Here is a 14888-nt window from a genome sequence, read left to right on the forward strand (position 1 = left end):
CGCTCCGTGCCCCTCACCGCAGATACGCGTCGACGAGCAGCGAACCCCGGATGCCGCGGAACGTCTCGACCAGCCGGTCGAGCGCTCCGCGGTTCCAGGCCGTGAGCTGCAGATCGTGGGGGCCGAGGGGCTCGAGCTTGCCGGTGCGCAGGCGGACGACCTCCCAGCCGACGGCGCGGAGGGCCCGGTCTTTGCGGCGGTCGGCCTGCTCGCGTCGGCCGACGTGCTCGAGCCCGTGCCGCCCGATCGAGTCGTACTCGACGGCGATGCGCAGCTCGGGGAGCACGAGGTCGGGCCAGATCTCGAGGTGCTGGAAGAACGGCCGGGCCGCGCGGACCGCGTTCACCCCCTCGGTGAGGGCGAAGCGACCGAGCAGGTCTGCGCGGAGGCGGTCTTCGACCGCGGAAGCCGGTCGGGGGGCGCAGACCGAGACGAACGCGTCACCGGGGGGTAGCTCCGGTGTCTTCTCGCACACCGGCGGGGCCTTGCGCGGCCGTCGCGCGCGCAGCACGGCGGCTTTCGGCGGTGAGGGGTCGTCGACGGACTCGCGCATCGGCAACGCCACGACCCGGGTCGGCGCGGCGAGTTCGCTGCACTCCGGACACCACGCGCTGCGCCGCCGCTCGCGGCCCGGCCGGAGCCGCTGCTCGGTCGGTGTGGCCGCGAACCGGTGCCCGGAGTCGCACTGCCACAGCAGCAGCACGTCCGCGGCGGGCGGCACTTGACTCAGCGCGATCCCCGCGTTGAGGTCGGGGTGGTACTGACGGATCAGCGCCGGAAATGCGGCCCACGCCTCTCGGTATGCCCCGACCGCGTACGGCACATCAGCACCCTTCGACCACTGCCGCCGGGCCCACCACGCTTCGACTCGCTCCGCCACGCGAAGACGGTAGCGGTGACCACCGACACCGGGTCTCAGTCGTCCCAGCGGTCAGCGGCATCCCCGTCATCCGCCCGATCCCACGCGAGCCGGAAGCCGCACTCCCGGCACTCGTCGGCGTCGATGCCCTCGTCGATGAGCGGGTGCATCGTGATGCCGCACGAGGGACAGATCGGCTGCGCGCCGTCGTCGGGGTAGTCGGGGTAGCTCATGGTCACTCCGCTCGGGTCCGGCCCCACCCATCGCGGGTGCCCTCGACGAGAACGTTCCTGGTCCGCGGCGTGTTCCCGTCGTGCACCCCCGCCCGGGCGTCGGCCGCGAGATCACTCGCGTTTCCCGAGATGACCCGCCCTCGTCTGGAATGGCGGGTCGTGTCGGCGAAGGGCGGTGATCTCGGCGGCGGGCGCCGGCCGCGCCTCAGCCCCGCGCGCCGGCCGCGGCCAGCTCTGCGCGCGTGCGGGCGCCGTGCTTCCGGAGGAGGTTCGCGACGTGGAACTTGACGGTGTTCACGCTGATGCCGAGTCCTTCGGCGATCTCGCGATTGCCCACGCCGGTCGCCACGAGCCGCAGGACGTCGCGTTCGCGTTCTGTGAGGTCGGAGTCGGCCGCCGCTTCGGCCGAGCGCGGCGACGGGTCCAGCGGGAGCGAGATGTCGAGGGTGGAACCCCATCCCGGTGTGGACGCGATCGCGAGGTTCCCCTCGAGGGCGACGACCCGCTCCGCGATCGGACGGACGGCGTCGTCGTGCGCGCCGAGGGTGCCGGCTCCGTCGTCGCGCAGCTGCATAAGGAGATTCCGCCCGTCGCAGTCCCACTGGATGCGAACGCGGCGCGCCTCGCCGTCGTCGACGAGCGCCAGCACGGCGGTGCGCACGATCGCCCGCGCGCTGTGCGCGACGTCGCCGGGGAGTGCGCGACCGGTGGTGGGCGGTTCGACGAACTGCACGTCGAGTTCGCCGAACCGCACGAGGGGCCGCAGGTCGGCGCGCAGGCGCGAGAACGCACCGGTCACCGGCTCGAGCAGGGTGCTGCGCTGCCGGTCGGTCGCGGTGCGCAGCTCGATGAGGGCGGCGGAGGCGATCTCGACGGCTTCGGCGCGGGCGGCCGCGTCCGACAGACGCCCGGATCGGAGCGCCGCGAGGAGGGATTCGAGCGTCAGCGCGTGCGTGTCGGCCTGGTCCGCGACGGTGCGGGCGTGCTCGGACGCCGCCGTGCGGCTCGCGTGGATCTCTCCGTCTGTCGCCATGCGCTCGAACCTACTCGTCCTACCCGAAAGAGCGGTCCCACCCGATCGGATGGGGATGCCGCCTGGCCGGGCAGCAGCGGATGTCGCGGATCACGACGAGCATCGAGCCATGCCCCCCACCACGATCGCGGACGCCCTCGGCACGATCGGCAGCGAACTGCAGGACGTCGTGTCCGCTCTCCGCCACGCCGATCCTGCGCCGTTCGAGAGCGCGCTCCTGCTCCTGAGCGATGCCGACCGGGTGTTCGTGCACGGCGCCGGCCGATCCGGGTTGGCACTGCGTTCGACGGCCATGCGCCTCATGCACCTGGGACTCACGGTGCACGTCGTCGGCGAGGTCACGACCCCGGCGATCCGCCGCGGTGACCTCCTCCTCGTGGCGAGTGGCTCGGGCACGACCGGGGGCATCGTGCAGGCAGCGCGGACCGCGGCCGACGCCGGAGCGCGCGTGCTCGCCGTGTCGACCACCGATTCGTCGCCGTTGTCCGACCTCGCGGACACCACCGTCGTCATCCCGGCGGCGACGAAGACGGATCGGTCCGGAACGGCATCCGTCCAGTACGCCGGAAGCCTCTTCGAGCAGGCGGTCGCGCTCCTCGGCGACGCCGTCTTCCATGCCCTGTGGCAGCGCAGCGGTCGATCCGCCGACGACCTGTGGCCCCGCCACGCGAATCTCGAATGACCCGCGCCGGACACCCGGCGGCACACCCCACCGAAAGGACATCCCCCATGCAGCTCCAATTCGCCATGGACACCCTGACCACCGAGCACGCGCTCGACCTTGCGGGCAAGGCCGCGCCGTACGTCGACGTCCTCGAGCTCGGCACCCCGCTGATCAAGAGCGCCGGCCTCTCCGCGATCACCGCGGTCAAGCAGGCTCACCCCGACAAGATCGTCTTCGCCGATCTCAAGACGATGGATGCCGGCGAGCTCGAGGCAGACATGGCCTTCCAGGCCGGAGCCGACCTGGTGACCGTGCTCGGCGTCGCCGGTGACAGCACGATCGCCGGTGCCGTGAAGGCCGCGAAGGCGCACGGCAAGGGCGTCGTCGTCGACCTCATCGGGGTGCCCGACAAGGCCGCCCGTGCGAAGGAAGTGACCGCGCTCGGCGTCGAGTTCGTCGAGATGCACGCGGGCCTCGACGAGCAGGCCGAGGACGGCTTCACGTTCGAGACGCTGCTGCGCGACGGCGAGGCATCCGGTGTCGCGTTCTCGGTCGCCGGAGGCATCACCGCCGGCACCGTGCGCGCCGTGCAGGAGTCCGGCGCCCGGATCGCCGTCGCCGGCAGCGCGATCTACAGCGCGGACGACGTCGCCGCCGCGGCCGCCGAGATCCGCGCCGCGATCACCGCGGCTTGATCCGTTCGAACCGAAACGGGGGCTCGGCGCCGAAAGGTACCGGGCCCCCGTCGCTCGTTCGGGCCTCTGCGGCTGGGCCGCGGGAGTAGGGCGGGTGGGACTTGAACCCACGATCGTCGGGTTATGAGCCCGCTGCCTTGACCAGCTTGGCCACCGCCCCTCGCGGTTCCCGAGCCTACCGGCATCCCTCCCCGGCCGTGCGGCCGTGCTTCGAGCGCCGAGGACACACGATCCGGCCGAAAGCGCACGCCCGGGCCGTCCCCAACGTGTGCTCTCGACCCGAACGTGTGCCTTCGACCGAGCGTGAGCGCGGGACGGACCCGGGTCAGTGGACGCGCGGCTTCTTCGGCTTGCCGTCGGCCGTCAGCTGCGGGTGGTGGCGGGTCAGCTGGATGACGCCCCACGTGGCGATCGCGCCGGCGATGACGAAGCCGATCAGCGCCCACGCGGGGGCCGTCGACGCCTCACCGAGCACCGAAAGGCCGATGAGCACGGCGACGATCGGGTCGATCACGGTGAGGCCGGCGATCACGAGGTCGGGCGGACCGACCGAGTACGCGGTCTGCACGAAGTAGGCCCCCACGGCGACCGCGGCCAGCAGCGCCACGACGCACAGCAACGTCAGCCACTCGAAGTTTCCGGCCTGGATGCGGCTGATGATGACCTTCGCCAACGTGGCGACGAAACCGTAGATCACGCCCGCGGCCATGATGTAGAACAGCGCCTGCGCGCGACGCCGCACGAGGAACCAGAACACCCCGAACACGACGACGACCACGGCCAGGATGCCGAGGATGATCAACAGCTCGCGCGAGGTGACGACGTGCTCGGTGGCGAAGAACGCCGCGATCGTGACGAAGATGAAGATGCCGCCGACACAGGCGGCGATCGCGATGAGCGACTGCCGCGTGGGTTTGTGGTGGGTGACGCGGGCGTTGAGGATCGTCGTGATCACGAGCGCGATCGCGCCCAGGGGCTGCACGAGGATGAGCGGCGCGACGGACAGCGCAGCGAGCTGACACACGATCGCGAGACCGAGCATGACCGTGCCGGCGACCCACGACGGGCGCGTGAGCAGCGACGTCATCTGCGAACGCGACAGTCCGCCCGTCGTCTTGCCGGACAGGCGCTCCACCTTCTGCACGCCCCGGTGCTGATACTGCGCGCCGAACGACATGAAAACCGCGCCCAGCAGCGCCAACGGGATACCGAGCAGAATGCGGGGATCGCGGAAGACGCCGACGAGCTGATCGATACCGTCGGTGAGGGAGACATCGAGCGGAATCACCCTCCGACGATAGCCGCCGCATCGCCGCATAGGCTGGTGACGTGGCCGTTCTCGCTATCCGCATCATGGGCGATCCCGTGCTGCACGCCCCCGCTTCCCCTGTCGACGAGATCACCGACGACATCCGCACCCTCGTCGCCGACATGTTCGAGACGATGGATGCCGCTCCCGGCGTGGGCCTTGCCGCCCCCCAGGTCGGCGTTGGCCTGCGGATCTTCACGTACTCGTACGAGGACGACGAGGGCGAGCCGTGGCGCGGTGTCGTCATCAACCCCGAGCTGTGGATCCGTCCGCTCGAACCGGGCTACCCCGACCCCGATGAGGAGTCGGAAGGATGCCTGTCGTTCCCCGGCGAGCGGTTCCCGCTGCGTCGATCCGATGCGGCGCTGCTGACCGGCGTCGACCTCGACGGAGCGCCGGTGCGCATCGAGGTCTCGGGGTGGCGTGCTCGCATCCTGCAGCACGAGTTCGATCACCTCGACGGCGTGTTGTACGTCGACCGTCTGGACGAGGAAGACAGCCGCGCCGTCGCGAAGATCGCGAAGAAGCGCAAGTGGGGGAAGCCCGGCGCATCCTGGATGCCGGGCGTCGACGACATCGACGCGTGACGGGCTTCAGTACAGTCCGCGTGCCTGCAGCTCCTGCTGAAGGATGGGCGCGAGACGCTCGGCGAACGCCGGCGTCAGATGCGTCTCGTCGTACCGCACGGGGGTGTCTCCGGCGAAAGCCGGGCAGACGTTCTGCCAGCACGTGAACGGCAGCGCGCTGATCGCGTTGTTCCCCGTGGCCGCGGCTTCGGCCTCGGTGGCCGACTCCATCTGGGTCCACACGTCGTCCACGGCGGCGAGGCACGCGGACGGCCCGGTCACGGGGGAATAGCACCGGTCGAGGTCGGCGCCGTGGGGCGGCGGTGACAGGAAGACCGTGCGGCCGGGTGGTGCCCAGGCCCCGACCTCGGCGAACGTCGCCGTGGCCAGTTGCGCGGCGTCGAGCGACGCTCCGCCCACCGCCGTCCCGAGCGTGAACGCGTTGGACACGATCACGAGATCGGCGGGGTCGGCCGCGACCATCGCCCGCACCTGCTCCTTGCGCGCCGCGCAGTTGGCTGCGACCGCCGGATCACGGGTCTCGATCATGACGTCGGTGAAGCGGCATCCGTACATTCCGACCGTCGTCGCGCGCCACGCTCCCCCGCTCTGCTCGGCGAGGGTCGCGATCGTCGGCGCGTACGCCATCGCACTGGAGTCACCGACGAGATAGAGATGGTGGGATGCCGACGGGTCGCCGAACGTGCAGCGTCCGGGGTCGGGCGTGGCATCCGGCGTGAAGCAGTCGTGGGCACGGTTGTCGGAGGACGACTCGCGGATGACCTCGTCGAGTCCTGGATGCAGTTCCGGCCAGGCGTCGGCGCTCACGGCCGCGGCGAGCTGCGCCTGCAGCGTGGGCAGCGCGTCGGCGACTTCGGCCGGGTCGGGCGCGGCGACGGTTGTGATGCCGGGCAGCTGCAGGACCGGCGCACCGTAGGTCACGAAGACGGACAGCACCGTTGCTCCCGCCCCGATGGTGAGCACGGCGGCGGCCAGCCCGATGCGGGCCGAGAAGCGCTCGCGCCACGCGGCCCAGGTGAGCGGACGCGAAGGCGGAGCCGTCTCGGCGGCGGGCTCGGGCTGCGGATCGGGCGCGGTGGCGCTCGCGTGGTCGAGCGCGGCGGCGGGGACCGGCGCGGGCTCTGGCAGCGCCGAGGTCACGTGTTCCGGCTCCGGCAGTGCCGGGGTCACGTCCTCCGCCGGCCGTGGACGCGCGCCCGGGTAGTAGCGCTGGCCGGGCACCCATCCGGCAGGTCGGGATGCCAGCGCCGCCGGCCGAGCGACCGGTGCCGGCTCCGGCGCGACAGAGACGGGTTCGGAAGCGGCCGGGTTCTCCTCCGCGGCGGGGCGATGGCGCTCGAGCCACGGCGACCGGTGGATGGGCTGCTCGAGGCCCAGGTAGGTGGCGACCGTCAGCACGACCGTGGCGAGGAGCACGATCGGCATCCACGCGGGTCCGGCGGGCAGAAGGACGCCCGCGAACACGATCACGGGGAGGTGCCAGAGGTAGAGCGAGTACGAGACGTTGCCGACGGCCACGCTGAGGGGGTTCGTCAACGGGAAGAGATGCCGATGGCGCGGGTCTCCCCCGATACCGGCGGCGACGACCAGGGCGGCGCCCGTCACCGGCAGGGCAGCCCACGGTGCCGGGAACGGCGACGTGGGGTCGATGACGACGAACGCGGCGACGACCGCGCCGACGCCGGCCCAGGCGAGCAGGACACGTAATGCCGCCGGCATCCGTCCCAGGACGGGCGCGAGCGCGGCGAGGACGGCTCCGACGCCGAGCTCCCCCACGCGGGCGAGGGTCGAGAAGTACGCGCCGGTCGGGTCGCTCGCGGTCAACTGCACAGCGGCGACGGCGGAGGCGGCGACGAGGACGATCGCCACCCCGCCGACGAGCCAACGCCCCCCGACGCCCCGGCGGGAGGTGCGCGGGAGCAGCGCGATCACGACGAGGAGCAGCAGCGGCCACACGAGCGAGAACTGCTCTTCGATGGACAGCGACCAGAAATGCTGCAGCGGCGAGACGTCGGTGGAGGAGAAGTAGTCGCGCCCCTGGAGACCGAACCGCCAGTTCGACACGAGCCCCAGCGCGGACAGGGCGTCACCGAGCGTCTGTTCCGCGCGGGTCTGGTGGAAGAGGGCGAACCCCAGTGCCACGACGGTCGACAGCACGAGCAGTGCGGCCGGGAGCAGCCGCCGGATGCGTCGAGCGAAGAAGGCGCGCAGATCGATCGTCCCGGTGGCCGCGAGATCACGGAGCAGGATGCCGGTGACGAGGAACCCCGACACGACGAAGAACACGTCGACCCCCGCGAAACCGCCGGTCGGCCATCCCGTGAGATGGCTCGCCACGACGCCGAGAACGGCCAACGCCCGAAGCCCCTGGAGGTCGAGGCGGGTACGGCGGGGAACGACGGGCACGGGCGGGGCTTCCTCTCGGGTCGCGCAAGACGACCGCAGAGAGCTTAATGGAACCGCTCCCAGTGTGCCCTTCGGGATCGTCGGAAGAGCGCGTGTCGTGCGGGAGTCGCCGCTCAGCCGACCTCGAAGCTGTGGATGGCGAGGTCGTCACTCAGCGCCTCGCTCATGATGCGCCCGCGGACGCTCGTGCCCTGCTCATCGAGCGGCGGGCTCACGGTCGCGGCGCCGAGTCGTCCCGGGGCCGACAGGACGATCGCGCCGGACACGCTCGATTTCGCCGGGATGCCGACCGCTCGCATCCACCGACCCGATCCGTCGTAGACGCCGCACGTCGCCATCACGGAAACGACGTCACGAGCCACACGACGCGGGACGACGCGCTCGCCCGTGCGCGGGTTGAACCCACCGAAGGCGAGCGTGGCGCCCATGACCGCGAGGGTTTCTGTGTCGACGAGGGTCGCGCACGCGCGGGCGTACACGGCGACCGCGTCGTCGGCGCTCGGCGTGAGTGTGCCCTCGGCCCGCATGAGGTGGGCGAGCGCGTGATTGCGATCGCCGAGCAGGTGCTCGTTGTGGGCGACGTCATCGTCGACGTCAAGGGTCCGTCCGGCGAAGGCGGAGAGCCCCCGGGCGATGCGGTCGGCTCGCGCCTCCGCGTCCGAGCCGTCGACGAGAGAGGCCGTCAGCAGCGCACCGGCGTTCACCATCGGGTTCGGCGGACGCCCGGTGTCGCTCTCGAGCTTCAGCGCGTCGAAGGCCTCGCCGGTCGGTTCGATGCCGACGCGGTCCAGCGCCTCGCCGTCGGTGTCGAGGAGCGCAAGGGCGAAGAGGAACGGTTTGACCGCCGACTGGAGACTGAACGTCACATCGCAGCCGGTGCTCGTCCGCGCCGTGCCGTCGGGCAGCACGAGCGCGATGGCGACCAGGTCCGGATCGGCCTCGGCCAGCTGCGGGATGCTGTCGTCCACCCTCCCGCCGCGTTCGTCGCGCACACGTGCGCGCAGCGCTTCGAGGTCGTACCGGCGGGGGTCCGAGGGCGGGTTCACTCCCCCACCCTCCCAGTGATCGGTCGCATCGGACACCGTCCGGCCCCTTGTGGCTCCGCGATGTGCGACGGGAACGGGCGAGCGTGCGACTCTCGGAACGGCGCGCGGACGGCGTGTGAAGCACCGAAACTTTCGCGAACAGGCCGTAGAATCGCCGCATGAGCGCCGCAACCGGAGGGTCTCGCGTCCGTCTCGCCGACATCGCCGCCGAGGCGGAAGTGTCCGTCGCGACGATCTCCAAGGTGCTCAACGGCCACGGCGACATCTCCGCAGCCACGCGTGCTCGCGTCGAGGCATTGCTGACCGCGCGCGGCTATTCGCGCCGTGCCGTCGGCGAGAAGCCCCGCGGGGATCTCATCGAACTCGTCTTCCACGAGTTCGAGGCGAGTTGGTCGATGGAGATCATCGCCGGCGTCGAGGAGGTCGCGAAAGAGCGGGGACTCGCGGTCGTCGTCACAGAGAGCGGTGGCGCGCACTCCCTCGGCGAGGATTGGCTGGAGGGCGCCCTCCGACGTCGTCCCGCCGGCATCGTCCTGGTCGCCTCCGCGCTCGTGGGCCGTCAGCGGTTGCGCCTGGCCACCCGTGGCATCCCCCTCGTGATCGTGGACTCCGCGGGCGACCCGCCGGCGGACATCCCCTCGGTGGGTTCGGCGAACTGGTCGGGCGGTCTCGCCGCCACGCGGCATCTCATCGAACTCGGACACCGGCGTATCGCAGCGATCAGCGGGCCGAAGGACATGCTCTGCTCGCTCGCCCGCGTGGACGGGTATCGGTCCGCGATGGCGAGCGCGGGTCTGGACGTCGACCCGCGATGGGTGCGCTTCGGCACCTTCTACGTCGAGGGCGGGCGCGACGCCGCGCGCGAGCTCCTGTCGATGGACGACGCGCCCACCGCGATCTTCGCCGGGAACGATCTGCAGGCGCTGGGGGTCTACGACGCGGCGCGCGAGCGGGGAATGCGACTCCCCGACGATCTCTCCGTCGTCGGGTACGACGACATCGCTCCCGCGCGGTGGGTCAGCCCCGCCCTGACGACCGTGCATCAACCGCTGCGGCGGATGGGGGCGGAAGCGACGCGGATGGTCCTGGATGCCGCCACGCGCAGCGCCCCCGAGGTGGTCCCCCGCATGGATCTCGCGACGCATCTCGTCGTTCGCGGCAGCACCGCGCCGCCGCGCTGACCGCCTCCGGAAGGTCCGAGAGGCCGTGGGAGCGCGCCCACGGAACTTTCGCCGTGGTTTCGTAACGTTTGCGTAACCTGGCGATACGAGACCGTGGTCCGCGCGCATATGTTGTCTGCCACAACCAAACGCGCAAAGGAGCGCTCGTGCACAGACGCATATCCCCCCTGGTCTCCCTCGCCGCCGTGGGAGCCCTCATGCTCGGCGGTGCCGCCCCCGCGGCCGCCGCCCCGACCACCGTCAGCTCGGTCGACTTCGAAGACGGCACCACCGGCACCTGGACCCGCAGCGGCGGGACCGATGACACCCTGCGCGTCATCGACCTCGACGGCGGGAAGGTGCTCGAGGTCGCCGGACGCGACGCTGATTACGTCGGCATCCAGAGTCCGACCGGCATCTACGAGGCCGGCGCCACCTACGATTTCTCGCTCCGGGTGCGGTTGGCTCCCGGCACCCCCGACACGAGCGCCCGCCTGGTCATGAAGCCGGCGTACACCTGGATCGGCAACACCACGGTGACCGCATCGGGGTGGACGACGATCTCCGGCAGCTACACCGCCGAGGCCGGTGACGTCTCGGGGCTGCAGGCGTACATCGGCACCCCCGACATCGCCGGCACGCCCGCGTTCACCTACTACGTCGACGACATCCTCGTGACCTCCGAGGCCGCCCCCGGGGGCGGCGAAGCGCCCGACGTCGCACCGGGCGGTGCCGTCAACCCCACGGCGACGCCCGTCTCCGCCGCGCAGGGGACCGGGAACGTCGCCGCGCTCACCTTCGATGACGGGCCGAACCCCGGAACCACCCCCGCGCTGCTCGACTTCCTCGCCGAGAACGACATCACGGCGGTGTTCTGCGTCATCGGCCAGAACATCACCGCCCCCGGTGGTGCCGACATCCTCCGGCGCATCGTCGCCGAGGGGCACGTGCTCTGCAACCACTCGACCACCTACGACGACATGGGCTCGCTGACGCAGGCGCAGGCGTCCGCACGCATGGCGGAGAACCTCTCCCTCATCCGGACGGCGTTGGGGGACGACGACTTTCCCGTGCCGTTCTTCCGCGCGCCGAACGGTTCGTGGGGCAACACCCCTGCCGCGGCCGTGTCGCTCGGGATGCAGCCTCTCGCCGTGACCAACACGATCAACGACTGGGAGACGCAGGACGTCCCGACCCTCACGACGAACCTGCGTGCCGCGACCAAGGCCGGCCAGGTCGTGCTCGTGCACGACGGCGGAGGTGACCGCAGCGGGTCGCTCGCCGCGGTGCGCACGGTCGTGCCCGAGCGGCTGGCCGACGGCTGGACGTTCTCCCTTCCGGTGGGGGCGCCCGCCGCGCAGCCCGGTGGTGGCGAGGGTGATCCGCAGCCCGGGGACGTCCTCATCGAGTCCGACTTCGATTCCGGTGACCTCGACGGCTGGTCGGCTCGCGCGGGATCGGACACGTCGGACCCGGAGATCACCGTCGTCGACGGCGGTGCCGACGAAACCGTCTCGGCGGTTCAGGTCGGGCAGCGCACCCACGAGGGTGACGGCGTGCAGCATGACATCGCGGGTCTCCTCGAGCCGGGCGAGACCTACGCCGTGAGCGCGGCCGTGCGCTTCGCGCCCGGATCGACCACCGGCCAGGGGCTCACCCTGTCGGCACGGACCGTCTCCGGCGGCACGCCGAACTTCTCGAACCTGCTCCAGATCGAGAACGCGACCGCCACCGGGTGGACGACCGTGCGCGGCGAGTTCACGGTGCCGACCTACGACTCGGACGCCGAGATCTACTTCGAGGCTCGCTACAACAGCGGCAACACCTCGACATTCCTCGTGGATCAGGTCCGGATCTCGGTCCCGGAGGCCGCGCAGGTCGACACGGATCTCACCGGGCTGAAGGAGACGGTGGACTTCCCCCTGGGCGTCGCGATCGACTCCCGCGAGACGACCGGTGCTGCGTCACAGCTCCTGCTGCACCACTACGACCAGATCACTCCCGAGAACCACATGAAGGTCGAGGCCTGGTACACCGGTCCGGGGCAGTTCGCGCGCAACCCCGAGGCGACCGCCCTGCTCGACTACGCGCAGGCGGAGGATCTGCGGCTGTACGGGCACGTCCTGGTCTGGCACTCGCAGACCCCGGCGTGGTTCTTCCAGGACGACGCGGGTCGTGAGCTCACGACTTCGGATGCCGATAAGGAGCAGCTGCGCGAACGTCTGCGGACGCACATCTTCCGGGTGGCGGCATCCATCGCGGACGACTACGGACTGTACGGGTCCGACACGAACCAGCTCGTCGCGTGGGACGTGGTCAACGAGGTGATCTCGGATCAGGCGACGCCGGACGGTCTGCGCACCAGCCGGTGGTACCAGGTGTTGGGAGAGGAGTTCATCCGGCTCGCTTTCCGATACGCGGACGAGGCGTTCAACGATGAGTATGCGGCGCCGGGCACGGATCGTCCGGTCAAGCTCTTCATCAACGACTACAACACCGAGATCGACGCCAAGGGCGCACAGTACGAGGCTCTCGTCCGGCGACTGCTCGACGCGGATGTGCCGATCGACGGCGTGGGCCACCAGTTCCACACCTCGATCAACACGCCGATCTCGGCGCTGCGCGGTGCACTGGAACGGTTCGAAGGACTGGGTCTCCTGCAGGCGGTCACCGAGCTCGACGTGACGATCAACCCCGCCGACGACCCCAACCGGGTCCGGCAGGGCTACTTCTACCGCGACGTGTTCGCCCTCCTGCGGGAGTACCAGGCCGCGGCACCGGCTGCGGAGAAGATCTTCTCCGCCACGGTGTGGGGTCTCACTGACACGCGCTCATGGCGCGCCGAACAGCAGCCGCTGCCGTTCACGGGCGGACTCCAGCCGAAGCCCGCGTACTACGGGGCGATCGACGACAGCGCGGGACTCCCGCCGCTGGTCACGACCGCGAACGTGTTCGAGGGCGACGTTCAGCCCGGTGCCGGGTTCACGGACGCGCCGGAATGGCGCAACCTCCCGTTCCACCCGCTGACGGCGGATGCGGGCGGGTGGCAGGCGCGCTGGAACGACGACCACCTCGCGGTGATCGTCCGGTCGGCGGCGACGCCCGATCGGGTGGCCTTCACCTACGGGGGTCAGGAGTACTTCTTCGCCCCGGGTGTCTCCGGCTCGGTCGCGGGTGCGCAGGAAGTCGTCGACGGGGTGACCTTCACTCTGGCCCACCTGCCGCACTCGGGCGTGGAGGCCGGACAGGGCGCCGACTTCGACGTGCGTCTCCTGCGCGGAGGCGAGGTCGTCGGAGGGTGGAACTCCCCCGGCGCCACCGGCCGGCTCTCCTTCCTCGAACCGCTCTCGTTCCTGCAGGTGCCGGAGCTCGCGGCGCCGACAGTGGACGGGCAGGTGGATGCCGCTTACGCCGACGCCGCGGTGGCGACCACCGGTCGCACGGTGGAGGGGTCGGACGAGGGGGCGAGCGCCGAGGTGCGCACGCTCTGATATGGGAGTGGGGTTTGTCAAGGGGCAGGGGTGAGCGGACGCCGTGCCCGTCGGCTGCGGCGTCCGCTCGTTCCGGTCGTGTCGGGTGGTGACGCGCGTGTCGTGTTCGACGCGTTGTCACTCTGATATGCGCGGGTTGGTTACCGCATGACGGCTTGTTCGGCGGGGCGTTCACGCGAGTCTAGAGATCGAGCGTGGCCTGCTGGGCGGGTTGCTCATAGGGCGTGTCGCGAGTCGCCCGGACGCTGCCGTCACCACCGTCGGCGGCCGGAAGCTCAGGGCCGGGGTCAGGTCATGACGGCCAGGGACCAGCACCAGCCGGCCAGCTCGCGGGCGATCGCGGCGTTGGCGACGACGCTGCGCTTCCTGCGCGCCTGGAACCTGACCCACCGGTCGTGCAGACGCTGGTTGCCGGCATGCCCGCGGGCTCTCGCCTGGGCGCTGGCCCGGTCCCAGCGGGCGCGCATGACCGGTGAGGTGGGACGGTAGACGGGGCGGTGATGCCAGGCCGCTTCGATCAGCAGGCGACGGGCGTGGCTGTTGCCGGTCTTGGTGATCCCGCCCAGTGCGCGAGACGCGCCGGAGGAGGACTCTGACGGGGTCAGCCCGACATAGGCGCCGATGCGGTGCCCGTCCAGCCGGGTCCAGTCGCCGATCTCGACCGCGAGAGCGAAGCCGGTCAGCGTGGACACTCCGCGCAGGCAGCAGAGCCTGTTCACGACGTCGGTGAACTCGCTGTCCGCGGCCATGCGTGCGATCGCCGCGTCGAGTCGGTCACGGCGGTCGACGGCCTGGATCATCGCCTCGTAGGCAGCGTCGAACGCGGCCTGCAACCCGACCAGCTCAAACCGCTGGGATCGCAGCCACCCGTCGTGCGCGACGGTCCATGCCTTCCCGCCCGAGTACTGGATTCCCTGCCGCAGCAGCAGCTTGCTGACCCGGTGACGGGCGGACATCAGATCCCCGCGGGCATCCTCCCGAGCCCGCACCAGATCCCGGGCCGACTCCGCCTCGATGCTCGGGACCACCACCTCGACGACCTCGCCCAACCGCAGCAGCCGAGCCAGATGCACCGCATCCCGCGCGTCGGTCTTCACCCGGTCGCCCACCGGGCGCTGCAGCTTCGACGGAGCCGCGACCACGCACCGCGCTCCGGCAGCCGTGAGAGCGCGCGCCAACCCGAATCCGGTCGGCCCCGCCTCGTAGGTCGCAGCGACCGGCCCCGGAAGACCCGTCACCCAGGCGACGATCTCCTCGATGTCGGAACCCATGCGTCGCTGCACGAGCTCCCCGGTTCGCTCATCGATCGCGGCTGCGACCACGCTTCGCGCGTGCACATCCAGCCCGACACTCGTACGCTCAGATATCAACTGGGGCCTCCCTCACGTATGTGGCTCGGCAAGCC

12 protein-coding genes and 1 tRNA gene are annotated in these 14888 nt (G+C 70.9%); 5 read left to right on the forward strand and 8 right to left on the reverse strand.

Translation table 11 applies throughout. The annotated features are described in order from the left end of the window. Positions 1–13: 13 nt before the first annotated feature. The 3 genes from AC3WLZ_RS08445 to AC3WLZ_RS08455 form a co-directional block, all read right to left on the reverse strand. A complete protein-coding gene (locus tag AC3WLZ_RS08445) occupies positions 14–880 on the reverse strand; it encodes a zinc-ribbon domain-containing protein (RefSeq protein ID WP_492469729.1) in 867 nt (288 codons plus the stop codon). 35 nt (positions 881–915) lie between these two features. Beyond that, entirely contained in the window at positions 916–1092 is a 177-nt protein-coding gene (locus AC3WLZ_RS08450; protein ID WP_412924543.1) for a TFIIB-type zinc ribbon-containing protein, read from the reverse strand. 205 nt (positions 1093–1297) lie between these two features. After that, positions 1298–2125 (reverse strand): helix-turn-helix transcriptional regulator, encoded by an 828-nt coding sequence (locus AC3WLZ_RS08455; protein ID WP_492469730.1) that lies wholly within the window; start codon positions 2123–2125, stop codon positions 1298–1300. A 109-nt stretch (positions 2126–2234) separates the two neighbouring features. Here AC3WLZ_RS08455 and hxlB point away from each other — a divergent pair, with 109 nt between their 5' ends. Together hxlB and hxlA are read left to right on the forward strand one after the other, a co-directional pair. Next, positions 2235–2807, forward strand: a complete 573-nt coding sequence (hxlB, locus tag AC3WLZ_RS08460) for a 6-phospho-3-hexuloisomerase (RefSeq protein ID WP_492469731.1) — start codon at positions 2235–2237, stop codon at positions 2805–2807. A gap of 47 nt (positions 2808–2854) precedes the next feature. Continuing rightward, complete coding sequence (gene hxlA, locus AC3WLZ_RS08465; protein WP_412924546.1) at positions 2855–3484, forward strand: 3-hexulose-6-phosphate synthase; 630 nt, start codon at positions 2855–2857, stop codon at positions 3482–3484. Positions 3485–3570: 86 nt separating this feature from the next. Here hxlA and AC3WLZ_RS08470 read toward each other — a convergent pair. Then, positions 3571–3644: transfer RNA gene (locus AC3WLZ_RS08470), tRNA-Ile, on the reverse strand. 165 nt (positions 3645–3809) lie between these two features. Then, on the reverse strand, positions 3810–4772 hold the full coding sequence (locus AC3WLZ_RS08475; protein WP_412924547.1) for a DMT family transporter: 963 nt from the start codon (positions 4770–4772) through the stop codon (positions 3810–3812). A 41-nt stretch (positions 4773–4813) separates the two neighbouring features. Here AC3WLZ_RS08475 and def point away from each other — a divergent pair, with 41 nt between their 5' ends. Further along, positions 4814–5380 carry a peptide deformylase gene (gene def / locus AC3WLZ_RS08480; protein ID WP_412924548.1) on the forward strand — a complete coding sequence of 189 codons (567 nt, stop codon included), beginning with the start codon at positions 4814–4816 and terminating at the stop codon, positions 5378–5380. A 6-nt stretch (positions 5381–5386) separates the two neighbouring features. Here the strand turns inward: def and AC3WLZ_RS08485 are convergent, their stop codons facing one another. Together AC3WLZ_RS08485 and glsA are read right to left on the reverse strand one after the other, a co-directional pair. Then, positions 5387–7786, reverse strand: coding sequence for an acyltransferase family protein (locus AC3WLZ_RS08485; protein ID WP_492469732.1), 2400 nt, complete (start codon positions 7784–7786; stop codon positions 5387–5389). A 113-nt stretch (positions 7787–7899) separates the two neighbouring features. Next, positions 7900–8868, reverse strand: a complete 969-nt coding sequence (glsA, locus tag AC3WLZ_RS08490) for a glutaminase A (RefSeq protein WP_492469733.1) — start codon at positions 8866–8868, stop codon at positions 7900–7902. Positions 8869–8990: 122 nt separating this feature from the next. On the opposite strand from glsA, the gene AC3WLZ_RS08495 reads away from it, so the two are divergent. Both AC3WLZ_RS08495 and AC3WLZ_RS08500 read left to right on the forward strand, forming a co-directional pair. Beyond that, positions 8991–10013: a LacI family DNA-binding transcriptional regulator gene (locus AC3WLZ_RS08495; RefSeq protein WP_492469734.1), complete on the forward strand. Its 1023-nt coding sequence runs from the start codon at positions 8991–8993 to the stop codon at positions 10011–10013. Between the two features lie 146 nt (positions 10014–10159). After that, entirely contained in the window at positions 10160–13483 is a 3324-nt protein-coding gene (locus tag AC3WLZ_RS08500) for an endo-1,4-beta-xylanase (protein WP_492469735.1), read from the forward strand. Positions 13484–13770: 287 nt separating this feature from the next. Here the strand turns inward: AC3WLZ_RS08500 and AC3WLZ_RS08505 are convergent, their stop codons facing one another. Then, positions 13771–14853 carry an IS110 family RNA-guided transposase gene (locus AC3WLZ_RS08505; protein ID WP_492469184.1) on the reverse strand — a complete coding sequence of 361 codons (1083 nt, stop codon included), beginning with the start codon at positions 14851–14853 and terminating at the stop codon, positions 13771–13773. Positions 14854–14888: the final 35 nt, after the last annotated feature.

This window comes from Microbacterium sp. FW305-3-2-15-F-LB2 (assembly GCF_058787255.1).